We start from the raw sequence: 21,326 nt of genomic DNA on the forward strand, positions 1-21,326 counted from the left end.
TGTTTCCCTGATTTTCTGAATCCGCCTATTTTATCAGTTTTCAGACGGCCTTTCCGTGCGATTTTTGCAGAGGCCGTCTGAAACGGTTAAAATGCCGCAAAACCCTGTCAGGAAACCTTTTTATGCTGTTTAACCACACACCGGACGAGCTGTTGCGCTTGTGCGGACACACGCTGGATTTTGCCAAACAATCCGGCGCCACCTCGGCCGAAGCCGATTTCAGCGAGTCGCTCGGTCAAAGCGTCAGCGTGCGCTTGGGCGAAATCGAACAAATCGAGTTCCAACAAGACAAATCTTTAGACATTACGGTCTATGTCGGCCAATGCAAAGGCCGCGCCAGCACTGCCGACTTCTCCGAACGCGCCCTACAAGATACGGTCAAAGCCGCCATCGATATTGCACGCTATACCGCCGAAGACGATTGCGCCGGCCTTGCCGACGCTGCCTTGATGGCAACCCATATCGGCGACCTCGACCGTTACCACGAATGGGATTTGAGTACCGAATCCGCCATTGATTTGGCCGAGCAATGCGAACAGGCCGCGCTGTCAACGGACGAACGCATTGAAAATTCCGAAGGCGCATCGGTTCATACCGGCCATTACCAATATGTTTACGGCAACACCCACGGCTTTGCCGCACACCAGCAAAGCACGCACCACAGCATTTCCTGCAGCGTCGTCGCCAGCGACGAACACGGCATGCAGCGCGACTATTGGTACGATTCTTCCTGCCGTCACGAAGACATGGATGCGCCCGAACTCATCGGCAAAACCGCAGCCGAACGGACTTTACGCCGTCTGAACAGCCGCAGCGTTCCGACCGGCAGCTATCCCATACTGTTTGACACCACCGTCGCCGTCGGCTTAATCGGCCACCTTATCGGCGCACTCAGCGGCGGCGCACTCTACCGTCAAAGCAGCTTCCTGATTGACAGCATCGGCAAACAGGTGCTGCCCGAGTTTCTCAGCCTTCGTGAAGAACCGCATATCCTGCGCTCGTTCCGCAGCACTTATTTCGATGCCGAAGGCGTCGCCACGCAGCCGCGTTTTGTGGTGAAAGACGGCATAGTCGAAGGCTATTTCCTCAGCAGTTACAGCGCGAAAAAGCTCGGCATGCAGACAACGGGCAATGCCGGTGGCGCGCACAATCTGTATCTGAACCACACCCACGCCACGCAGGCCGACCTGTTGAAAGAAATGGGAACAGGTTTGCTGGTTACAGAATTGATGGGACAAGGCGTCAACGGCATTACCGGCGACTACTCGCGCGGCGCGGCCGGTTTTTGGGTGGAAAACGGCGTCATTGCCTATCCGGTTCAGGAAATCACCATTGCCGGACGTTTGCAGGACATGTACCGCGACATCATCGGCGTGGCAGACGACGCATTACGCCGTTCGTCCAACCAAATCGGCTCCATCTTGGTTTCCAAAATGACGGTTGCCGGCAACTGATTGAACTAAATATACAAAAGGCCGTCTGAAAGATATCTTTTCTTTTCAGACGGCCTCGCCGTTATCTACTTCCATAAAAAACACATCATGCATATTGTCGTTATCCCCTCTTGGTATCCTTCTTCCGAAACCGATGTAGACGGAATCTTTTTCCGCCTACAAGCCCAAGCCCTGCAACGCGAAGGCATGAAAATCGGCATGGTCGTGCCCATGTTCCGCTACTTGAGAAGCCATCCGAAAACCATCTTCTCGCGCTTCTACGGCCTGCGCCGCCATCAGCAAGGCGGACTCAACACTTACGCCTACGACAGCATGTATTTCTTCCCGCGCTGTCCGGTTGTCGATATCGACCGCATCCGCTGGGTCAACGCAGGCATGAAAGCTTTTGAAGCCTATATCGCCGACAACGGCAAACCCGACGTAATTCACGCCCATTGCGTCAACTACGCCGCCATTTTGGCCTGTGCCATCTTCAAAAAATACGGCATTCCCTATGTGATTACCGAACACAGCAGCGCCATTTCACGCGGCCTTGTCCGCAAAAACCAATGGCCGTCCATGCACGAAGCCGTGCGCCACAGCGCGGCACGGTTCGCCGTCAGCCGTGATTTCTGCCGCATTCTCGAAAAAACCTACGCCGGTACAGACTGGCAATACCTGCCCAATATGCTGGGCGGCAATTTTGAACAGGATTTCGAGTTCCCCGAAAAAGACAATCAAGACTTCACCTTCTGCAGCGTCTCCCATCTGCGTCACCTCAAAGGCCACGACCTGCTCCTGCCTGCCTTTGCCGAAGCACTCAAAACCTATCCGCAGCTCAAACTCAAAATCGGCGGCGGCGGCGCAGAAGAAGGCCGTCTGAAACAGCTGGCAAGCGACTTGGGCATCAACCACGCCGTTACCTTTACCGGCGCATTAACCACCGACCAAACCCTAGACCTCATGCGCCACAGCAACGCCTTCGTCCTCGCCAGCCGTACCGAGACCTTCGGCGTCGTCTATATCGAAGCACTGTCGCAAGGTTTGCCCGTTATCGCCACACGTTGCGGCGGCCCCGAGTCCATCGTCACATCCGACAACGGCCTGCTGGTACCAATCGAAAACATACCGGAACTGACCAAAGCATTGTTCACCCTCTACGAAAACCATGCACAATACGATCCCGTCCGCTTGCGCCAAGATTGCCTGCAACAATTCGGCAGCCGTGCCATTGCGCAACACCTGATCGAAACCTTCCAAAAAGTGCTTAATAAGTAGGCATAAACCATACAGGCCGTCTGAAATCCTTCAGACGGCCTGCCTGCTTCCAACAAGATAAATCTAGTTTAAAATTAAGACAATAACTAAACTTTTTGATTTAAAATCAGTCCAAGGAAAAACTGTTACCCATAATAATATCCCCACATACATTATGCGCTATTACGGAACGATTACTCGCTGGAACAGCAAGCGCGGCTTCGGCGCCGCTACCATAGAAGACACAGGCCAAGAAATCTTTCTTGCCCTTGCCGCCTTCACCACCCTTACCCGCCTTCCGGCCGAAGGGCAACACATCTCCTTCAACATCACAGAAGGCCGACGGGGCCGCAAAGAAGCCGAAAACGTCTGCTTCGCCCTCGATTGCGCCGACTGCTTCGATGTCCTCGTCCCTCCCCCCGAAAAACCCCTCGCCGGCAAACAGGCCATCGTCGGCCTGATTGCCGTTATCTTCGTCTGCAGCATTTTTGCTGTCTTGTGACACACCGGAAGAGCCGGCCGTCAAAAAACAAGAAACCATGGTTCATGAAGTAGCTGCCAAAATCGAAGCCGAACGCAAAGCATGGCGCGATGCCGTCAACCGCAGCAACCGACGCCCGGGGCAGCCTCAACGCGCCAAAGATGATGCGTCGAAAGAATAACGCTGTATCCAATACAAAAAGGCCGTCTGAAAAAATGGGAAGATGAAATTATAGATTTCTTCCTCATTCTTTCAGACGGCCTTTGTTCTTACCTCAATTCGGCTCAGCCATTTCCAACGCTTGTTTGATGTCCACGGCGACGACGCGCGATACGCCTTTTTCCTGCATGGTTACGCCGACGAGCTGTTCCGCCATTTCCATGGTCAGGCGGTTGTGGGAGATGTAGAGAAACTGGGTTTGCGCCGACATTTCTTTGACCAGCTTGCAGAAACGCGAGGTGTTGGCGTCGTCCAGCGGGGCGTCGACCTCGTCCAAAAGGCAGAACGGAGCGGGGTTGAGGCTGAACAGGGCGAACACGAGGCTCATCGCGGTGAGGGCTTTTTCGCCGCCGGAGAGGAGGTGGATGGTGCTGTTTTTCTTGCCGGGCGGACGCGCCATAATGGACACGCCGGCGGTCAGGAGGTCGTCGCCTATCATTTTGAGGGTAGCTTCGCCGCCGCCGAACAGGGTCGGGAAGAAGGTTTGGACTTTGCCGTTGACGGCATCGAAGGTTTCTTTGAAACGCGCTTTGGTTTTGTCGTCGATTTGGGCGATGGCTTCTTCCAAAAGGGTGATGGCGGCCTGCACGTCTTCGCTTTGGCTGCGGTAGTAGCCGTCGCGTTCACGCGCTTCTTCGAGTTCTTGCAGGGCGGCGAGGTTGACCGCGCCGAGTGCTTCGATTTGTTGCGAAAGGCTGCCGATGCTGGTGTTCAATACTTTCGGCGATTCTTTCGCCAACGCTTCGAGCGCGTCCAAATCGGCGGCGCGTTCGGTCAGGTTTTGATGGTAGCGTTTGGCGTTGATCAGGGCTTCCTGCTGCTGCAACAAGGCGGTTTGGGTAGCGGCCTGAAGCTGCGGCAGCTTGGTTTGCAGGGTTTGCACTTTAGCGTATTGCTCCCTGCCCTGTTCCTGAATCTGCGCGAGTTTCTCTTGCACAACAATATATTCTTCGTCCAAGGTCTGTACGGCTTCGCTTAATTCTTCAAGCTTGATGTGCTGCTCGTCGTTTTGGAACTCGGTTTCATAGGCGAGGGCAAGCTCTTGCTGGCGTTCCTGCCAGTCCAGGGTTTGCTGTTCAAGCTGGGCAATTTGCTGTTGGTAGTTTTGTTTTTGCTGGTTGAGCTTGTGGACGGCGACTTCGGCCAGCCCGTATTGGCGGTTGGCTTCCAGCAGGGCAAGCTGCGCCTGTTTCAGACGGCCTTGCTGCTCTTGGCGGCTGTGCGCGGTGGTTTGCTGTTGGTGTTCGAGTTCGGCGGCGGCTTCCTGCAAAGTAGAGATGTCGTCTAAAAGGCCGTCGGACGTGTGTTGCAACACGGTCTGTTCTTCCGCCAACTGCGCCAGTTCGCGCTCGATGTGTTCGCGGCGGATTTGCCCTTGGTTGGTGCGCGCCAGAAGTTCGGCGGCGCGTTGCTGCGCTTGGCTGTATTGGCGCGTGTGCTGCTGTTGCTGCTGCATCAGATTTTTATGTTGCACTTCGGACGAGCGCGCGGCGGCATCCGCCTGTTTGAACGCGGCTTCGGCGGCGGAGAGTTCGGGGGCGAGGTTTTCCAGTTCGGACGCGATGCCGTCGAGGTGCGCTTTTTGGGCAATCAGGCTTTCCTGCGCGGGTTTGGCATAGAGCAGGACGCTGACTTTATCGACCTGATGGCCTTCGGGCGTGAGCCAGATTTGGTGTGCGCCCAAATCGCTTTGATGCGCGAGGGCGTAGCTCAAATCAGGCGCACACAATACGCCGTCGAGCCAGTGGTGCAATGCCGTCTGAAACGGCGGCTGCGCTTGGATTTGGTTCAACAATGCCTGTACGGGCAGGGATTTTTTGATGCCGCCGGAGAGGCCGTCTGAAAGCCACGCCGCCTGCCCTTGCGGCAAAGGCTCGGGCGGTACGAAACCTTGCGGCACGGCGCGGGCGTGCAGGCGTTCGGCAAGGATGACGGACAAGGCGTGTTGCCACTCGGCAGGGGCGGTGATGTGTTGCCACAGCTGCGGCGCGGCGGCGTGGTCGGTTGCCTGCCAGAAGTCGGCGGCTTCCTGCTGTTGCGACAGGATTTGCGACAACGCCTGCTGCTGCGCCTGCAAGGTGATGTGTTGCTGCTTCAGGCTTTGAAAACGGCTTGAGGCCGTCTGAAACGCCTCGCGGGCGGCGTGTAAGGCTTCTTCGGCGGCAATGATTTGTTCTTCGTAATGCTCTTGCCGGTTTTGCAACAGGGCGGCGGCTTCCTGCGCGGCGGCGGTTTCCGCTTCGTCGGGCAGGTTCAGGGCTTGGTTTTCCTGTTTCAGACGGCCTTTGCGCTCTTCGTGCTTGGCAACGGTTTGTTCGGCATGGGCAAGCTGCTGCTGCTTCAACGCCAGTTCGCGGCGGATGCGGTTTGCCTCGTCCTGCCGGGTTTGGAAGGCGGCGTTGAGCGTGGCTTGGGCTTCTTCCAATTCGGGCAGACGCTCTTCGTGTTCGGCAACCTGCATCGCCCATTCCGCCAATTCGGTTTGCTTTTCTTCCGCCTGCAACTCGTTTTCTTCAAGCTGCACGCGGATTTGCTGCTGCTCCTGATGGATGCGCTGCATCTGCGCCTGCGCCGCCTGCTTGTCGCGTTCGATGCGTTGATGCAGGTTTTGCTGATGGCGGATTTGTTCTTCCAAACGGGCAATCTGCTCGCGCAACACGCCGCGTTTGTTGCCCAGTTCGTGTACCGCCTGCTGCTGCGACTGTTCGGCGGTCTGCAAGGCATGTACTTCGTCGTTTAACGCCTGAACCTGCGCGGCGGTTTCGTCCTGCTGCGCCTGCAAAGACTGATGCTGCGCGGTCGCCTTGTCGGCGGCGGCAAGCGATTGCTGCCATTGGGCGTAATCGAGCAAATCCTGTTGTTGGTTCAACTGCGCGGTCAGGGATTTGTAGCGTTCGGCAGTTTCGGCTTGTTTTTCCAGCTTTTCCACCTGACGCGCCAACTCGTTCTGCAAATCACCCAAACGCTGCAAATGCTCGCGCGTGTCTTTCAGACGGCCTTCCGTCTCCTTGCGGCGTTCCTTATATTTGGACACGCCCGCAGCCTCCTCGATATAGGCGCGCAACTCCTCCGGCCGCGCTTCGATGATGCGCGAAATCATCCCCTGCTCGATAACGGCATAACCGCGCGCGCCCACGCCCGTACCCAGAAACAAATCAGTAATATCGCGGCGGCGCACGGTCTGATTGTTGATGAAATAAGTCGATTCGCCCTGCCGCGTCAGCTGCCGCTTGATGCTCACCTCGGCATACTGCCCCCACGCGCCCTGCAAACTGTGGTCGCTGTTGTCAAACACCAGCTCCACCGAAGCCCTCGGCGCAGGACGGCGCGTCGCCGCACCATTAAAAATCACGTCCTGCATACTCTCGCCGCGAAGCTGCTTCGCCGAAGCCTCGCCCAACACCCAGCGCACCGCGTCAATCACATTCGACTTGCCGCAGCCGTTGGGCCCGATAACCGCGACAAGCTGCCCCGGCACATGAATCGTGGTCGGGGCGGTAAAAGATTTGAAGCCGGAGAGTTTGATGTGGGTCAGGCGCATGGCAATGTTTCGAATCGGAAAAGAAGGCGTATTTTAACGGAAATACGCTTATCCGTTGAGAGAAAAGCATCCATAAAGTCCGACTGCTTTTTTATCCTCAAAAGGCCGTCTGAAAAGTTTGTTAAAAAGAAACAGACCGGCTATCGAACTCACTAAAATATTTAAAATAAATTCATATAAAACAATTAACTAAAAAAAAAAAAAAATATATCTACCCGACCACCTTCAAACTGTTTATTTTTTTATGATTTACGGTTATTATCGGGATTTGAAGGTTTAAAAATCAGATAAACGATCTCTCCAACCTTTTCATCAAGCGAATAACTATACAGGGAATCTCATGTCAAACATCCAAACCAAACTTAAAACCATCGTTTTTACAGCCGTCAGCGCGGCCATCTTGTCCGCATGCGGTGGCGGGGGCGGCGGTTCTGCTGCTTTAAGAACCGGCTCGACTCCTACCAATAATACCGGCAACTCTGCCGGCAATAATGGCAAGAAAGCGCCGTCTACTAAGCTTACCAACCGTGCCAACAACCTTGCCGGACTGACCGATGAAGCCCCAATCGATCCGGCCAACGTTCCCCAGCCTTTGCCCACACATTTCATCTCCTCCGAAAGTGCGCAGCAATCCAACCCTAACGTACAACTCCGCAAAGATGACGCAGGCAAAATGTTCCAAACGGACAATCAAGACGACAACCAAAATGGCCTGATCGGTTCTATTGACTTTAAGAAAAATGATGAAGTCAAAATAGACGGCGGTATGTTATTTAACAAGACCCCTGATGGCAACGCAAGCCAACCTACATGGTCAAGCCCTAGCTCCCTTACCACCAAAGTAAGAACCTGTATTCACAAAAATGATAAAATATCTTTATGACTAAAAAATCCTACCCAACAGACTTAACAGATGCCCAATGGCAAGCGATTGAGCCGCATTTTAACCGGCTACGCCACTACAAATGGGATAAACGTGAATTAGTGAATGCCGTTTTGTACATTACCAAAACAGGTTGCCAATGGCGTATGCTGCCCAATGATTTTCCACCTTATCCGACCGTATGGAGTTTCTATCGCAGAGCCAACCAATCAGGCTTATGGGATAGGATTCTTTTGGCATTGGTTCAAAAAAACGTTTAATCCATCAAAAACAAGCGATGCCGACTTATGCCATTATTGATTCGCAAAGTGTCAAAACAGCTTCCGGCGCACATGATAAAGGTTTTGACGGAGGTAAAAAAATCAAAGGCCGTAAGCGACATATAGCTGTTGATACGTTGGGTAACCTATTGTCTGTTGTGGTTCATGCAGCCAATATCCATGACACAAAAGCAGGTATTTTTGTAGCAAAAAAAGCGTTTGAGACCTATCCGGGTTTAAAAGGTTTCTGTGCAGACGCAGGTTATCGGAATACATTTGAGCGCGAAGTATCGGAGCAATTGGGTTTAACTGTTGAGATTTCAAAGAAAATTCAAGATATTTCTTGGCATATTCTGCCCAAGCGTTGGATTGTAGAACGAACGTTTGCATGGTTAGGTTGGTCTCGACGTTTGGCAAAAGATTTTGAGCAGACGAATTTATCTGCTGAAAATTTTGTCAAACTAGGGTATATTTCACAAATATTAAAATTTATCAAATAGTTGTTTGTGAATACAGGTTCTAAATTCAAAAGGCAATACTCAAACTGGGGAAGGTCAACTAGCAGAAAAGAATAAAACAGCCAGCGAGAAGCTAGCCTATTTCCGTCAAGACCAAAAAGGCTTAGTTTTTGACACACAATTCGACGGTGTCTATGTCATCAGTTTTGATGACAACACCCAGATTGTGCTGCATGATCCTTCTGCGGCCGGCTGGACATATCAAACCTTCGCGCATTACACCGTCCCTGACAAAACACCACACAAAGGCTACCAAGGCTACCAAAGCCTGGGCGATGAAACTACCTTCGCTACCCTGCCTGCTCAAGGTACAGCCACCTACACAGGTATTTCCACTGCCTATGTGGTTAGCAATAATAACAATCGTCAGTTGACTTCCAATGTCATGGCTATCGTTGATTTCGGCCTCAAAGGTGTCCGTTTTGAAACATCAAACTCATACTTCCATACTTTGGAAAGTGGTAAGCGCGTATCCACAGCAGATGAAAACTACAATTTCAAAGGTACGGCAAGCTGGAAAGACGGCAACCTCTTCTCCGGTAAAGTCATCACGGCCGATGGCAAATTAAGCGGCAACCTGAACGGCAAATTCTACGGCCCAAAAGCTGAAGAAATTGGCGGTACTTATGGCTTGAAAAACAATGATGCAACCGAACACTTAATCGGTGGCTATGGCGCGAAACGTAAATAACCCTGTCTAAACAAAAGGCCGTCTGAAGTTTCAGACGGCCTTTTTATTTTTAATTTGGATTATACCGATACGGCTGCTTTGATATGCGGATGAGGGTCGTAACCTTCCAACTCAAAATCTTCAAATTTGAAGGCAAACAAATCTTTGACTTCAGGATTGATTTTCATGGTCGGCAGGCTTCTGAAATCGCGGCTTAATTGCAGCTGGGCCTGCTCGATATGGTTGCTGTACAAATGCGCATCGCCAAACGTATGGATAAACTCACCGGCTTCCAGGCCGCATACTTGCGCCATCATCATGGTCAACAATGCGTAGCTGGCGATATTAAAGGGAACGCCGAGGAAAATATCCGCACTACGCTGGTAAAGCTGGCAGGACAGTTTGCCGTTGGCAACGTAAAACTGAAACAGCGCGTGGCAAGGCGGCAAGGCCATTTCGTCGACCAAAGCCGGATTCCATGCCGATACAATCAGACGGCGCGAGTCGGGATTTTTTTTGATTTGTTCCACCACATTGGCAATTTGGTCGATATGGCGGCCGTCGGGTGCAGGCCAGCTGCGCCATTGGTAGCCGTAAACCGGGCCCAAGTCGCCGTTTTCGTCCGCCCACTCGTCCCAAATGGAAACATTATTGTCTTTCAGGTATTTGATATTGGTATCGCCTTTGAGAAACCAAAGCAGCTCGTGGATAATCGAGCGCAAATGCAGCTTTTTGGTCGTCAGCAGCGGAAAGCCCCTGCCCAAGTCAAAACGCATCTGATAACCGAATACGGAGCGCGTACCCGTACCGGTGCGGTCTGATTTGTCCGTACCGTTGTCGAGGACGTGGCGCATCAAGTCCAAATAGGCCTTCATCATCATCTTTCATCAAATTAAACGGCGCATATTATAACATTTCCGGATAATGCCCAAAACACAGATTCAGGCAGGCAGGATTGTTGACAATCTCAATCCTTTTCCACAGTAAAAGCAGGCGTGAAAACAAAATTACCTTGATTGGAATCAAAAAATCCAGTTTAATTACTTGAAATAAAATTCCAATAATATTTTTATTTTCAAAATTAATTTATGATTATTGATTAATTATTGGCAATAAACATCAAATATCAAAAATATGGAAAAAATAATGTCAACAATTTGTGCAAAATCGGACTTGGCATCAGAAAAAAATAGGTTTATATTGCCAACTACAAATTCGTTTTCCCATTAGTACAACATCAATCAAAAGGAGTATCCGAATGACTGACTTGAACACCCTGTTTGCCAACCTCAAACAACGCAACCCCAATCAAGAGCCGTTCCATCAGGCGGTTGAAGAAGTCTTCATGAGCCTCGATCCGTTTTTGGCACAAAATCCGAAATACACCCAGCAAAGCCTGTTGGAACGCATCGTCGAACCCGAACGCGTCGTGATGTTCCGCGTAACCTGGCAGGACGATAAAGGTCAGGTTCAAGTCAACCGCGGCTACCGCGTGCAAATGAGCTCCGCCATCGGCCCTTACAAAGGCGGCCTGCGCTTCCATCCGACCGTCGATTTGGGCGTGTTGAAATTCCTCGCTTTTGAACAAGTCTTCAAAAACGCGCTGACCACCCTGCCTATGGGCGGCGGCAAAGGCGGTTCGGACTTCGACCCCAAAGGCAAATCCGATGCCGAAGTGATGCGCTTCTGCCAAGCCTTTATGACCGAACTCTACCGCCACATCGGCGCGGACACCGATGTTCCGGCCGGCGACATCGGCGTAGGCGGGCGCGAAATCGGCTATCTGTTCGGACAATACAAAAAAATCCGCAACGAGTTTTCTTCCGTCCTGACCGGCAAAGGTTTGGAATGGGGCGGCAGCCTCATCCGCCCCGAAGCAACCGGCTACGGCTGCGTCTATTTCGCCCAAGCCATGCTGCAAACCCGCAACGATAGTTTTGAAGGCAAACGCGTCCTGATTTCCGGCTCCGGCAACGTGGCGCAATACGCTGCCGAAAAAGCCATCCAACTGGGCGCGAAAGTGCTGACCGTTTCCGACTCCAACGGCTTCGTCCTCTTCCCCGACAGCGGCATGACCGAAGCGCAACTCGCCGCGCTTATCGAACTGAAAGAAGTCCGCCGCGAACGGGTTGCCACTTATGCCAAAGAGCAAGGTTTGCAATACTTTGAAAACCAAAAACCGTGGAACGTTGCCGCCGAAATCGCCCTGCCCTGCGCGACCCAAAACGAATTGGACGAAGAAGCCGCCAAAACCCTGTTGGCAAACGGCTGCTACGTTGTTGCGGAAGGTGCGAATATGCCGTCGACTTTGGGCGCGGTCGAGCAATTTATCAAAGCCGGCATCCTCTACGCCCCGGGCAAAGCCTCCAACGCCGGCGGCGTAGCGACTTCAGGTTTGGAAATGAGTCAAAACGCCATCCGCCTGTCTTGGACGCGCGAAGAAGTGGACAGCCGCTTATTTGAGATTATGCAAAGCATCCACGAATCCTGCCTGAAATACGGCAAAGTCGGCGACAAAGTAAACTATGTTAATGGTGCGAACATTGCCGGTTTCGTCAAAGTTGCCGATGCAATGTTGGCGCAAGGTTTCTAAACCCCTATCCAGCCAAATCAAAAGGCCGTCTGAAAGATTTCAGACGGCCTTTTTCTTTTAAAGCAAACCTTATACGCCCAAATAACCTTCCCTGCTGGAAAGCCATCTTGCCAAATGCGCTTCGACGATTTCAGGGTTTTGTTCAATCAGCAAAGGGGCGATTTCGCGCGCTTGTTCCAAAAGGTGTAAGTCTTCTTCAAGGTTGGCAAAGCGCAGCATGGGAACGCCGCTTTGACGTGCGCCAAGAAATTCACCGGGACCGCGTATGTTGAGGTCTTGACGGGCGATTTCAAAGCCGTCGGTGTGTTCGTAGATGACTTTCAACCGCGCTTTGGCGAGTTCGCTCAAGGGCTCGGCAAACAGGAGGACGCACACGCTTTCTGCCGCTCCGCGCCCTACCCGACCGCGTAATTGGTGCAGCTGCGCCAAGCCCATGCGCTCGGCGTGTTCGATGACCATCAGGGCGGCATTGGGCACATCTACGCCGACTTCAATGACGGTGGTGGCGACCAAGACGTTCAGACAGCCTGCCGCAAATTCCGCCATAACTTCGGCTTTTTCGGCGGCCTTCATGCGCCCGTGTACCAAGCCGATGTTGAGTTCGGGCAATGCCGCCTGAAGCTGCTCTAGGGTTTCGGTAGCAGTTTGCAGTTGCAGGGTTTCGCTCTCTTCAATCAGCGGGCAGACCCAGTATGCCTGCTGCCCTTTGCGACAAATATTAAGGACAAAGCCTTCGACTTCGGCGCGGCGGACGTTGTTGACGAGACGGGTTTTAATCGGCGTACGTCCGGGCGGCAATTCGTCGATGACGGACACGTCCAAGTCGGCGAAGAAACTCATGGCGAGCGTGCGCGGGATGGGCGTGGCGGACATCATCAGCTGGTGGACGTCGCGCCCTTTGTTTTTAAGGGCAAGGCGTTGGGCAACGCCGAAACGGTGTTGCTCGTCCACAATTACCAAACCCAGATTTTGAAACTCGACGTCGTCTGAAAACAGAGCGTGCGTGCCGACGGCGATTTTGACGGTACCGTCGGCGAGTTTGGTTTTGGCTTCGTCTTTGGCTTTTTTGCGCTGGCTGCCGGAAAGCCAAACAACTTCAAGGCCTAAAGGCTCCAGCCATTGTTTGAACTTAATGAAGTGCTGTTCGGCAAGGATTTCGGTCGGCGCCATTACAGCCACCTGCGCGCCGGATTCGATAGCCGTCAACGCAGACAAAGCAGCCACAATGGTTTTGCCGCTGCCGACATCGCCTTGCAGCAGGCGGTGCATGGGGTGGGTTTGCGCCATATCTCGGCAGATTTCAGACACGACCCTTTCTTGCGCATCGGTCAGGGCAAACGGCAAAGCGTGGCGCAGGGCTTGAGTCAATGTGCCGTCGCCGCCCAATGCCGTGGCCGAGCCGCTGACGCGCTTCTGCCGCGCCAAGCGCATGGAAAGCTGTTGCGCCAAAAGTTCGTCAAATTTGAGCCGTTGCCATGCGGGCAGCGTGCCGTCTGAAAGTTGATGAATAGTGAAACTCGGCGGCGGCGAATGCAAAAGGCGCAGGCTTTCGGCAAGGTGCGGCAATTTCAGACGGCCTAATAAAGCATCGGGTAAAGTATCGTGCAACGGCGTAACGTCCAAGGCCGTCTGAATGATGCGGCGCAAAGTGGGCTGGTTCAAACCGTTTACGGTTGGATAAATCGGTGTGAGGCTTTCTGCCAAACCGCTGCTCTCTGCATCGCGGATTTTAGGGTGAATCATCTCGTCGCCGTGAAACCCGTGTTTGATTTCGCCCACGGCGCGGATGCGTTTGCCGATCGCCATCTGTTTCTGGTTGCTGGCGTAAAAGTGGATGAAGCGCAGAAAAAGGACGCTACCGGAACCGTCGGCGATTTGGACAATCAGCTGCTTGCGCGGTTTGAACGTTACTTCCTGATGGATGACTTCGCCCTCGACCTGACACGGCACGCCGATTGGCGCATCCTTAATCGGCATGATGTGCGTCTCGTCCTCGTAACGCAACGGCAGGTGCAACACCAAATCCCATGCGGTATGGAGGTTGAGTTTTTCGAGTTTCTTGGCGGAAACATCGGTAATTTTGAGCTGTTTTTGGGTTTCGGGCGTCATCTTAAAAGGCAGCTGATTTAAAGTTTGCTGTATTTTATCCGAAAACAAAAAGGCCGTCTGAACGCAATGTTTCAGACGGCCTTCAAAGCTGAATACTTGAAACAAATTAATATTTGAAAATACGCCGGCTATCGAATCAACTTCAGCCATTGTTAGAACCTGTATTCACAAAAATGATAAAATATCTTTATGACTGGAAAATCCTACCCGACAGACTTAACAGATGCCCAATGGCAAGCGATTGAGCCACATTTTAACCGGCTACGCCACTACAAATGGGATAAACGTGAATTAGTGAATGCCGTTTTGTACATTACCAAAACAGGTTGCCAATGGCGTATGCTGCCCAATGATTTTCCACCTTATCCAACCGTATGGAGTTTCTATCGCAGAGCCAACCAATCAGGCTTATGGGATAGGATTCTTTCGGCATTGGTTCAAAAAAACGTTTAATCCATCAAAAACAAGCAATGCCGACTTATGCCATTATTGATTCACAAAGTGTCAAAACAGCTTCCGGCGCACATGATAAAGGTTTTGACGGAGGTAAAAAAATCAAAGGCCGTAAGCGACATATAGCTGTTGATACGTTGGGTAACCTATTGTCTGTTGTGGTTCATGCAGCCAATATTCATGACACAAAAGCAGGTATTTTTGCAGCAAAAAAAGCGTTTGAGACCTATCCTGGTTTAAAAGGTTTCTGTGCAGACGCAGGTTATCGGAATACATTTGAGCGCGAAGTATCGGAGCAATTGGGTTTAACTGTTGAGATTTCAAAGAAAATTCAAGATATTTCTTGGCATATTCTGCCCAAACGTTGGATTGTAGAACGAACGTTTGCATGGTTAGGTTGGTCTCGACGTTTGGCAAAAGATTTTGAGCAGACGAATTTATCTGCTGAAAATTTTGTCAAACTAGGGTATATTTCACAAATATTAAAATTTATCAAATCGTTGTTTGTGAATACAGGTTCTAAGAAAACGTTTGCCCGACGGGGCGTTTAGAGTAGTTTATGTGGCTAAGTTTGAAAAAGCCGTCTATGTATTGCACAGCTTCCAAAAGAAGAGCCAAAAAACCGCTCCGAAAGACATAGCAATCATCAAGGGCCGATATAGGGCATTGGTACAGGAGATAGAAAAATGACATCAAAAACCACGCATATTACACCGGTAGGCGGTAATGTTTTTGCCGATTTGGGTTTTCAGCCTGACGAAGCCGCCAAACTCAAGGCCCATAGCGATATGATTATCAGAACCAAGTTACAGCTTGCCGAAAGCGTCAGCGCATGGATAAAAGAGCAGAGCTTGAAACAGGAACAGGCGGCAGAAATCTTTAACACCAGCCGCCCTCGTGTTTCCGATTTGATAAACGGCAAAATCAGCAAGTTCACGATAGATGCGTTATTAACCATGCTTGCTAAGACCGGCAAAACGGCGGAACTGAATATCATCCGCTAATCTGATGGCGAATAGCTAAAGTGGAGTAATGCTTACCCCCTGAAAAATTTTGACTTTGACAAAATGGGGGTGTATTTGGGGGTATTTTTCCAAATTCATGAAATTATATGTATAAATATCAATATATTAATTATTTAATTCAAGTCTCTCCGTCCGCACCACACTCAAAATGAGCAGCTTTCGGGCTGCTTTTTTTACATCTATTCCACTATACACCCCATTCGAAATCGAAACTGCTTTTACAGACGTTTCCATTGTATCTTTCAGACGGCCTATCATTTATGTTGAATCCATCGCAAAAACTTGTCGAATTGGTCCGTATCCTTGAAGAACGTGCCTATATTTTTCCGGGAGATCCTGTGCAGGCGACGGAAGCGTTGCGGCATATTGATGGTGGCAACGAGGAAAAACTGATACGCCGCGCCCAAATTATTGACCGCGACCAGCATTTGAAATATGTGTTGCAACAGGTGGAGACAGGCTCGTTTTGGCTTTGGATTGTTGCGGCGACGTTGTTGTTTACATTCGGTTTTTCCAGCACTTATCTTTTGATGGACAATCAGGGGCTGAACTTTTTTCTGGTCTTGGCCGGGATTTTGGGCATGAATACGGTCATGCTGCTGGTGTGGCTGGCGACTTTATTCTTGCGTTTGAAAAATGTGCACTTTATCAGCAGTCCGGCAACTTGGTTCCGAGGAAAAGATCCTGTAAATCAGGCAATTTTGCGGCTTTATGTGGATGAATGGCGCAAACCGCAAACGCGTTGGCTGATTGGTGCAACTTCGCACAGCCTATGGCTTTGCACGCTGTCGGGAATGTTGGTTTCTGTCTTGCTGTTGCTCTTGGTGCGTCAATATACGTTCAACTGGGAAAGTACGCTTTTAAGCAATACGGCATTGGTGAAAACGGTTGAGGCTTTGTCATGGCTGCCGGAACGTTTGGGCTTTCCTGTTCCCGACAGTCAGGCCGTAATTGCAGGCCGTCTGAACAATCATATCGAAGATGCACGCGCTTGGGCAGGCTTACTCATCGGCAGCATCATCTGCTATGGCATTCTGCCGCGCTTGCTTGCTTGGCTTGCTTGCAAGATTACTTTAAAAACCCTTCGCAAACGTTTGGATTTGAATCAGCCCTACTATCAAAACATCCTCCGCGCATGGCAAACGAAAATTGTTGATGCCGATGATTTTCAGGAAAACATCGTTCCCGTTTCATCTAAAATTACGCTGAATAATGCGCCCAAATGGGCCGTTACACTGGAAACGGAATGGCCTGAGCCGCTTTGGTTTTCCGGCGTTTTGGCGCAAGAATGGATAGACAAAGGCGTTGCCGCCGGCAGAAAAGATTTGGAACAATTAGAAGCCGAATTGAAACAAACTCCGGCACAACTTCTCATCGGCGTACGCACGCAAACTGTTCCCGACCGCGGCATTTTGCGTCAAATCAGCCGTTTGGCCGAAGCTACGGACGGCGGCGTTATCATTCAACTTTTGAATCAAGACAGTTTCTCTGAAGATTTGGATACCAAACTGGATTATTGGCGCGATGCACTGGCAGAAAGAAACATTGCCTGGCTGGAGCCGACCCGTTTGGCACAAGAAAAACGGCAAAGCTCTATTTGACAGATAAACCAAAGGCCGTCTGAAACCTAATGTTTGAGTTTCAGACGGCCTTATTTATTGTTGAGGATTCATCTTAATGATGGTCGTGGCGATGCTCTTGATGATGTTTAGGCTTGGCTTGCGTGGTGTTTGGCTTTAGGTGCAGTTTTTTTCATTTTTTGCGGTTTGGCTTTTTTGTGCATAAGCTCTTGTTTCGGATACTTTTCGTGTTTGCCGTGTGCAGAAGCAACTGGAGCCAATACCAAACCGGCAGCTGCAACCATCAAAAGCGATGGACAAATATTAATGGCTTTGACTGTCAGCTACTGTCAGCATTCGGCGAAATCTGTTCAAAATTCGGCAATAGAAGTATGGCAACACGATAATGTAGCAAGGTTTTGAAAGTTTACCATCAATTTTGACAAAGCGTCTTTAGACATTTTCCAAACGACAAAAAGCGCGAACCTTTCGATTCGCGCTTTTTTCAGACGGCATCAATTATTTTTTGTCGTCTTTTACTTCTTCAAAGTCGGCATCTACGATGTCGTCGTCTTTCTTAGCAGAAGACTCGGTTTGTGCGCCCTCGCCTGCTTGTGCTTCGGCTTGCGCTTGAGCGTAAACCATTTCGCCCAATTTTTGGCTGGCTGCACCCAAAGCTTCGGCTTTGGCATCGATAGCTGCTTTGTCGTCGCCTTTAACCGCTTCTTCGGCTTCTTTCAGCGCGGCTTCGATTTTTTCTTTCTCGGCTGCGTCGAGTTTGTCGCCGTAGTCTGCCAAAGATTTTTTCACGGAGTGGATCAGGGCTTCGGCTTGGTTGCGGGAAGCGACCAATTCAGTCAGTTTTTTATCTTCCTCGGCATTGGCTTCGGCATCTTTCACCATGCGTTCGATTTCTTCTTCGCTCAAACCTGAAGAACCTTGGATGGTGATGTTGGCGGCTTTGCCTGTGCCTTTGTCTTTGGCGGAAACGTGCAGGATACCGTTGGCGTCGATGTCGAAAGTAACTTCGATTTGCGGCATACCGCGCGGTGCGGGTGCGATGTCGCCCAAGTTGAACTGACCCAAAGATTTGTTGGCAGAAGCGCGTTCGCGTTCGCCTTGCAGTACGTGGATGGTCACTGCGCTTTGGTTGTCTTCGGCAGTTGAGAACACTTGAGACGCTTTAGTCGGAATAGTAGTGTTCTTTTGAATCAGCTTGGTCATCACGCCGCCCATGGTTTCGATACCCAAAGACAGAGGGGTTACGTCCAGCAGCAATACGTCGCTGCGGCCGCCGCCCAATACTTCGCCTTGAATCGCTGCACCTACGGCAACGGCTTCATCAGGGTTCACGTCTTTGCGCGGTTCTTTGCCGAAGAAGTCTCTAACGGCTTCTTGTACTTTCGGCATACGGGACTGACCGCCGACCAAAATCACGTCGTCGATGTCGCCGGTGCTCAAGCCGGCATCTTTCAATGCGGTGCGGCAAGGCTCGATAGAACGTTGGATCAAATCTTCAACCAAGCTTTCGAATTTGGCACGGGTAATTTTCATTGCCAGGTGTTTCGGGCCGGTTGCATCCATAGTGATGTACGGCAGGTTGATTTCGGTTTGCTGACCGCTGGACAATTCGATTTTGGCTTTTTCAGCGGCTTCTTTCAGACGTTGCAAAGCCATTACGTCTTGTTTCAAATCAATGCCTTGTTCTTTTTTGAACTCGTCAATGATGTAGTCGATCAAGCGTTGGTCGAAGTCTTCGCCGCCCAAGAAGGTATCTCCGTTGGTTGCCAATACTTCGAATTGTTTGTCGCCGTCGAGGTTGGCGATTTCGATGATGGAAATATCGAAGGTACCGCCGCCCAAGTCATATACGGCTACTTTGCGGTCTTTGTTGTCGCCTTTGTCCATACCGAATGCCAAAGCGGCTGCGGTCGGTTCGTTGATGATACGTTTTACTTCCAAACCTGCGATGCGGCCTGCATCTTTAGTCGCTTGACGTTGGCTGTCGTTGAAGTAGGCAGGAACGGTAATCACGGCTTCGGTTACTTTCTCGCCCAAGTAAGCTTCAGCGGCTTCTTTCATTTTGCGCAGGACTTCTGCGGAAATTTGAGGAGGAGACAGCTCTTTGCCTTGCGCTTTCACCCATGCGTCGCCGTTGTTGGCTTTAATGATTTCGAAAGGCATAGATTCGATGTCGCGTTGAACTTCTTTGTCTTCAAATTTATGGCCAATCAAACGTTTGGCGGCGTAAATAGTGTTTTTAGCGTTGGTTACCGCTTGGCGTTTTGCAGGCGCGCCGACAAGGATTTCGCCGCCGTCCAAATAAGCGATAACGGAAGGAGTGGTGCGTGCACCTTCTGCATTTTCGATCACTTTGGTTTGACCGTTTTCAGAAATGGCCAAACAAGAGTTGGTTGTACCTAAGTCAATACCGATTACTTTTGCCATATTATGTTGCTCCTAATAAACTTTTCTAAATTAATAATCCTGTGGAACATTTCGTTCCGATGGCTTGTAAATAAGGTTGCTTCATTTTTTTTCAAGGCTTAATTTGAATTTTTTTTCAAATTAAATTCAAGTACTTGATTTATTTATCCACAAGCCGTTTATTCTTTTTTTCAGACGGCCGGTTTTAATTTTCCGATTCCGGTTTATCGGAATGATTTTCCAATAGCGGAACATCGGGCTTTGAAACCGGATAAGGCCGTCTGAAGATTTTATGCTTGATAAACTTTATCAAGCGGTGCTTTCAATCTTCTTTTTTCGCCACGACAACCATCGCAGGACGCAGCACGCGGTCGGATAATGTGTAGCCTTTTTTCATCACGCTGACGATGGTGTTTGGCTCTTGCTCGCTGACTACCGTCTGCATGGCTTGGTGGTAATGCGGATCAAGTTTCTCGCCTGCCTGAGGATTGACTTCTTTAATATGGGTGGCATCAAACGCTTTTTGCAACTCGTTCAAAGTCATTTGCACACCCATTTTCAGGGCATCGAAATTACCGCTTTGGTCGAGCAGCGCCATTTCAAGGTAGTCTTTAACAGGCAGCATTTCTGCCGCAAATTTTTGTCCGGCGAATTTATGGGTATCGGCAATTTCTTGCTGATGGCGGCGGCGCAGGTTTTGCTCGTTTGCCAGCCCGCGCAGCTCGCTGTCTTTGAGCTGGCCTTCCAACTCGACAATACGCGCCTGCAGATCTTCGTAAGTCGGCTCGGCTTGTACTTCGGCTTGTTCGGTTTCAACTGCTTCAGCAGTTTCTACGGCTGCCGCTTCTTCGGCTTCGTTTTGGTGTTGTTCGTTACGATCCGTCATTTCTGACATCCTTTTAGAGTGTTGGCATTCAATGACCCATATATAAGGCCGTCTGAAAAAACTTCAAGCATTTGAACGTCGATTATCAAATGCCTTGTTAAAAGACGTTGGAAAACGGTAAGATAGCCATCTGATTTTATTCTTCAGACGGCCTCGAATATGAAAAAAGACCATTTGAATTCAAGCGATTTTAATCTGTGGCACACCATCCGCGAAGAAACCGAAGCAGCAGTCGCGGCCGAACCTATGCTGGCGAGCTTCCTGCATCAAACTGTGTTACACCACGATTCGCTCGATTCGGTACTTGCCTACCATCTTTCCAGCAAGCTTGGCAGTCCGATTATGAACGTGCGCGCGCTGTTTGAAATTTATCAGCAGGCTTTGAGCGTGGACACCCGTATCAGCAAATGCGTCGAGGCCGACTTGAAAGCCATTTACGAGCGCGACCCGGCTTGTGATGAATATTCGCTGCCGCTGTTGTATTTCAAAGGCTTCCACGCCGTACAGGCACACCGCATCAACCACTGGCTCTATCAAAACGGCCGTAAAACGCTGGCGTATTTCCTGCAAAACCGCATGTCGGAAGTCTTCGGTGTCGATATCCACCCGGCCGCCCGTTTCGGTCACGGCCTGATGCTCGACCATGCCACCGGTTTTGTGGCCGGCGAAACGGCCGTCTTGGGCAACAATATTTCCATCCTCCACGGCGTAACGCTGGGCGGTTCGGGCAAAGAAAGCGGCGACCGCCACCCGAAAATCGGCGATGGCGTGATGATTGGTGCGAATGCCTCAATTTTGGGCAATATCCGCATCGGCGAAAATGCTAAAATCGGCGCAGGCAGCGTGGTGGTTGCCGATGTACCGTCTTCGATTACCGTTGTCGGCGTACCGGCCAAACCGGTTGGCCGCTCGTCCAAAACCCCGTCTGCCGATATGGATCAAAACATTCAATTATCGACTACGGATTTTGTGATTTAAGCAATCTGCCATTCAAAAGGCCGTCTGAAAGATT

Annotated in this window: 21 protein-coding genes; 15 read left to right on the top strand and 6 right to left on the bottom strand. The window is 50.6% G+C overall.

Annotation, left to right across the window (positions count from 1 at the left end; genetic code table 11):
- The first annotated feature begins 122 nt into the window (after positions 1–122).
- From pmbA to FAH67_RS12085, 4 genes are all read left to right on the top strand, one after another.
- Positions 123–1,454 carry a metalloprotease PmbA gene (gene pmbA, locus FAH67_RS06205; protein WP_003681291.1) on the top strand — a complete coding sequence of 444 codons (1,332 nt, stop codon included), beginning with the start codon at positions 123–125 and terminating at the stop codon, positions 1,452–1,454.
- Between the two features lie 87 nt (positions 1,455–1,541).
- Complete coding sequence (locus FAH67_RS06210; RefSeq protein ID WP_003681294.1) at positions 1,542–2,711, top strand: glycosyltransferase; 1,170 nt, start codon at positions 1,542–1,544, stop codon at positions 2,709–2,711.
- Between the two features lie 154 nt (positions 2,712–2,865).
- Positions 2,866–3,192, top strand: coding sequence for a cold-shock protein (locus FAH67_RS06215; RefSeq protein WP_003681295.1), 327 nt, complete (start codon positions 2,866–2,868; stop codon positions 3,190–3,192).
- The gene (locus FAH67_RS12085; RefSeq protein WP_232500827.1) at positions 3,179–3,352 is read left to right on the top strand and encodes a hypothetical protein; all 174 of its coding nucleotides are present in this window, start codon (positions 3,179–3,181) and stop codon (positions 3,350–3,352) included. Before FAH67_RS06215 ends, FAH67_RS12085 begins: the two co-directional genes overlap by 14 nt.
- A 93-nt stretch (positions 3,353–3,445) precedes the next feature.
- Here FAH67_RS12085 and smc read toward each other — a convergent pair whose 3' ends face one another.
- Positions 3,446–6,931 carry a chromosome segregation protein SMC gene (smc, locus tag FAH67_RS06220; RefSeq protein WP_003681300.1) on the bottom strand — a complete coding sequence of 1,162 codons (3,486 nt, stop codon included), beginning with the start codon at positions 6,929–6,931 and terminating at the stop codon, positions 3,446–3,448.
- 340 nt (positions 6,932–7,271) lie between these two features.
- On the opposite strand from smc, the gene FAH67_RS06225 reads away from it, so the two are divergent.
- The 4 genes from FAH67_RS06225 to FAH67_RS06240 all read left to right on the top strand — a co-directional run bounded on the left by FAH67_RS06225 (position 7,272) and on the right by FAH67_RS06240 (position 9,283).
- Entirely contained in the window at positions 7,272–7,814 is a 543-nt protein-coding gene (locus FAH67_RS06225; protein ID WP_244284766.1) for a hypothetical protein, read from the top strand.
- Positions 7,811–8,074, top strand: coding sequence for a transposase (locus tag FAH67_RS11800; protein WP_112890770.1), 264 nt, complete (start codon positions 7,811–7,813; stop codon positions 8,072–8,074). Before FAH67_RS06225 ends, FAH67_RS11800 begins: the two co-directional genes overlap by 4 nt.
- A 17-nt stretch (positions 8,075–8,091) precedes the next feature.
- On the top strand, positions 8,092–8,574 hold the full coding sequence (locus tag FAH67_RS11805; RefSeq protein WP_112890727.1) for an IS5 family transposase: 483 nt from the start codon (positions 8,092–8,094) through the stop codon (positions 8,572–8,574).
- Positions 8,575–8,758: 184 nt separating this feature from the next.
- Entirely contained in the window at positions 8,759–9,283 is a 525-nt protein-coding gene (locus tag FAH67_RS06240; protein ID WP_341869324.1) for a transferrin-binding protein-like solute binding protein, read from the top strand.
- A gap of 59 nt (positions 9,284–9,342) precedes the next feature.
- Here FAH67_RS06240 and FAH67_RS06245 read toward each other — a convergent pair whose 3' ends face one another.
- The gene (locus FAH67_RS06245; protein ID WP_039864049.1) at positions 9,343–10,137 is read right to left on the bottom strand and encodes a thymidylate synthase; all 795 of its coding nucleotides are present in this window, start codon (positions 10,135–10,137) and stop codon (positions 9,343–9,345) included.
- A 383-nt stretch (positions 10,138–10,520) separates the two neighbouring features.
- On the opposite strand from FAH67_RS06245, the gene gdhA reads away from it, so the two are divergent.
- Entirely contained in the window at positions 10,521–11,855 is a 1,335-nt protein-coding gene (gene gdhA / locus FAH67_RS06250) for an NADP-specific glutamate dehydrogenase (RefSeq protein WP_019272649.1), read from the top strand.
- A gap of 69 nt (positions 11,856–11,924) precedes the next feature.
- Here gdhA and recG read toward each other — a convergent pair whose 3' ends face one another.
- Positions 11,925–13,964, bottom strand: coding sequence for an ATP-dependent DNA helicase RecG (recG, locus tag FAH67_RS06255; protein ID WP_039864050.1), 2,040 nt, complete (start codon positions 13,962–13,964; stop codon positions 11,925–11,927).
- A gap of 189 nt (positions 13,965–14,153) precedes the next feature.
- Between recG and FAH67_RS11810 the strand changes: the two genes are divergently transcribed.
- The 5 genes from FAH67_RS11810 to FAH67_RS06280 all read left to right on the top strand — a co-directional run bounded on the left by FAH67_RS11810 (position 14,154) and on the right by FAH67_RS06280 (position 17,043).
- Entirely contained in the window at positions 14,154–14,417 is a 264-nt protein-coding gene (locus tag FAH67_RS11810) for a transposase (protein WP_112890679.1), read from the top strand.
- 17 nt (positions 14,418–14,434) lie between these two features.
- A complete protein-coding gene (locus FAH67_RS11815) occupies positions 14,435–14,968 on the top strand; it encodes an IS5 family transposase (protein WP_115287616.1) in 534 nt (177 codons plus the stop codon).
- A gap of 10 nt (positions 14,969–14,978) precedes the next feature.
- On the top strand, positions 14,979–15,107 hold the full coding sequence (locus tag FAH67_RS06270) for a type II toxin-antitoxin system RelE/ParE family toxin (protein WP_232500814.1): 129 nt from the start codon (positions 14,979–14,981) through the stop codon (positions 15,105–15,107).
- Positions 15,104–15,421, top strand: a complete 318-nt coding sequence (locus FAH67_RS06275; RefSeq protein WP_004464523.1) for a helix-turn-helix domain-containing protein — start codon at positions 15,104–15,106, stop codon at positions 15,419–15,421. The genes FAH67_RS06270 and FAH67_RS06275 overlap by 4 nt, the downstream gene beginning before the upstream one ends.
- A 281-nt stretch (positions 15,422–15,702) precedes the next feature.
- Positions 15,703–17,043, top strand: a complete 1,341-nt coding sequence (locus FAH67_RS06280; protein WP_004464521.1) for a DUF2868 domain-containing protein — start codon at positions 15,703–15,705, stop codon at positions 17,041–17,043.
- Positions 17,044–17,150: 107 nt separating this feature from the next.
- Here FAH67_RS06280 and FAH67_RS06285 read toward each other — a convergent pair whose 3' ends face one another.
- The 3 genes from FAH67_RS06285 to grpE all read right to left on the bottom strand — a co-directional run bounded on the left by FAH67_RS06285 (position 17,151) and on the right by grpE (position 20,323).
- Positions 17,151–17,306 carry a hypothetical protein gene (locus FAH67_RS06285; RefSeq protein ID WP_004464520.1) on the bottom strand — a complete coding sequence of 52 codons (156 nt, stop codon included), beginning with the start codon at positions 17,304–17,306 and terminating at the stop codon, positions 17,151–17,153.
- A 214-nt stretch (positions 17,307–17,520) separates the two neighbouring features.
- Positions 17,521–19,449 (bottom strand): molecular chaperone DnaK, encoded by a 1,929-nt coding sequence (gene dnaK, locus FAH67_RS06290; protein WP_004464519.1) that lies wholly within the window; start codon positions 19,447–19,449, stop codon positions 17,521–17,523.
- A 301-nt stretch (positions 19,450–19,750) separates the two neighbouring features.
- The gene (gene grpE / locus FAH67_RS06295; RefSeq protein WP_004464518.1) at positions 19,751–20,323 is read right to left on the bottom strand and encodes a nucleotide exchange factor GrpE; all 573 of its coding nucleotides are present in this window, start codon (positions 20,321–20,323) and stop codon (positions 19,751–19,753) included.
- A 150-nt stretch (positions 20,324–20,473) separates the two neighbouring features.
- Between grpE and cysE the strand changes: the two genes are divergently transcribed.
- On the top strand, positions 20,474–21,292 hold the full coding sequence (cysE, locus tag FAH67_RS06300) for a serine O-acetyltransferase (protein ID WP_115287615.1): 819 nt from the start codon (positions 20,474–20,476) through the stop codon (positions 21,290–21,292).
- The last annotated feature ends 34 nt before the right edge of the window (positions 21,293–21,326 follow it).

Source organism: Neisseria flavescens (assembly GCF_005221285.1).
GTDB lineage: Bacteria > Pseudomonadota > Gammaproteobacteria > Burkholderiales > Neisseriaceae > Neisseria > Neisseria flavescens.

Coding starts and splice junctions, on each gene's coding strand:
- pmbA (WP_003681291.1), top strand. CDS start 123: ATGCTGTTTAACCACACACCGGACGAGCTGTTGCGCTTGTGCGGACAC.
- FAH67_RS06210 (WP_003681294.1), top strand. CDS start 1,542: ATGCATATTGTCGTTATCCCCTCTTGGTATCCTTCTTCCGAAACCGAT.
- FAH67_RS06215 (WP_003681295.1), top strand. CDS start 2,866: ATGCGCTATTACGGAACGATTACTCGCTGGAACAGCAAGCGCGGCTTC.
- smc (WP_003681300.1), bottom strand. CDS start 6,931: ATGCGCCTGACCCACATCAAACTCTCCGGCTTCAAATCTTTTACCGCC.
- FAH67_RS06225 (WP_244284766.1), top strand. CDS start 7,272: ATGTCAAACATCCAAACCAAACTTAAAACCATCGTTTTTACAGCCGTC.
- FAH67_RS11800 (WP_112890770.1), top strand. CDS start 7,811: ATGACTAAAAAATCCTACCCAACAGACTTAACAGATGCCCAATGGCAA.
- FAH67_RS11805 (WP_112890727.1), top strand. CDS start 8,092: ATGCCGACTTATGCCATTATTGATTCGCAAAGTGTCAAAACAGCTTCC.
- FAH67_RS06245 (WP_039864049.1), bottom strand. CDS start 10,137: ATGAAGGCCTATTTGGACTTGATGCGCCACGTCCTCGACAACGGTACG.
- gdhA (WP_019272649.1), top strand. CDS start 10,521: ATGACTGACTTGAACACCCTGTTTGCCAACCTCAAACAACGCAACCCC.
- recG (WP_039864050.1), bottom strand. CDS start 13,964: ATGACGCCCGAAACCCAAAAACAGCTCAAAATTACCGATGTTTCCGCC.
- FAH67_RS11810 (WP_112890679.1), top strand. CDS start 14,154: ATGACTGGAAAATCCTACCCGACAGACTTAACAGATGCCCAATGGCAA.
- FAH67_RS11815 (WP_115287616.1), top strand. CDS start 14,435: ATGCCGACTTATGCCATTATTGATTCACAAAGTGTCAAAACAGCTTCC.
- FAH67_RS06275 (WP_004464523.1), top strand. CDS start 15,104: ATGACATCAAAAACCACGCATATTACACCGGTAGGCGGTAATGTTTTT.
- FAH67_RS06280 (WP_004464521.1), top strand. CDS start 15,703: ATGTTGAATCCATCGCAAAAACTTGTCGAATTGGTCCGTATCCTTGAA.
- FAH67_RS06285 (WP_004464520.1), bottom strand. CDS start 17,306: ATGGTTGCAGCTGCCGGTTTGGTATTGGCTCCAGTTGCTTCTGCACAC.
- dnaK (WP_004464519.1), bottom strand. CDS start 19,449: ATGGCAAAAGTAATCGGTATTGACTTAGGTACAACCAACTCTTGTTTG.
- grpE (WP_004464518.1), bottom strand. CDS start 20,323: ATGTCAGAAATGACGGATCGTAACGAACAACACCAAAACGAAGCCGAA.
- cysE (WP_115287615.1), top strand. CDS start 20,474: ATGAAAAAAGACCATTTGAATTCAAGCGATTTTAATCTGTGGCACACC.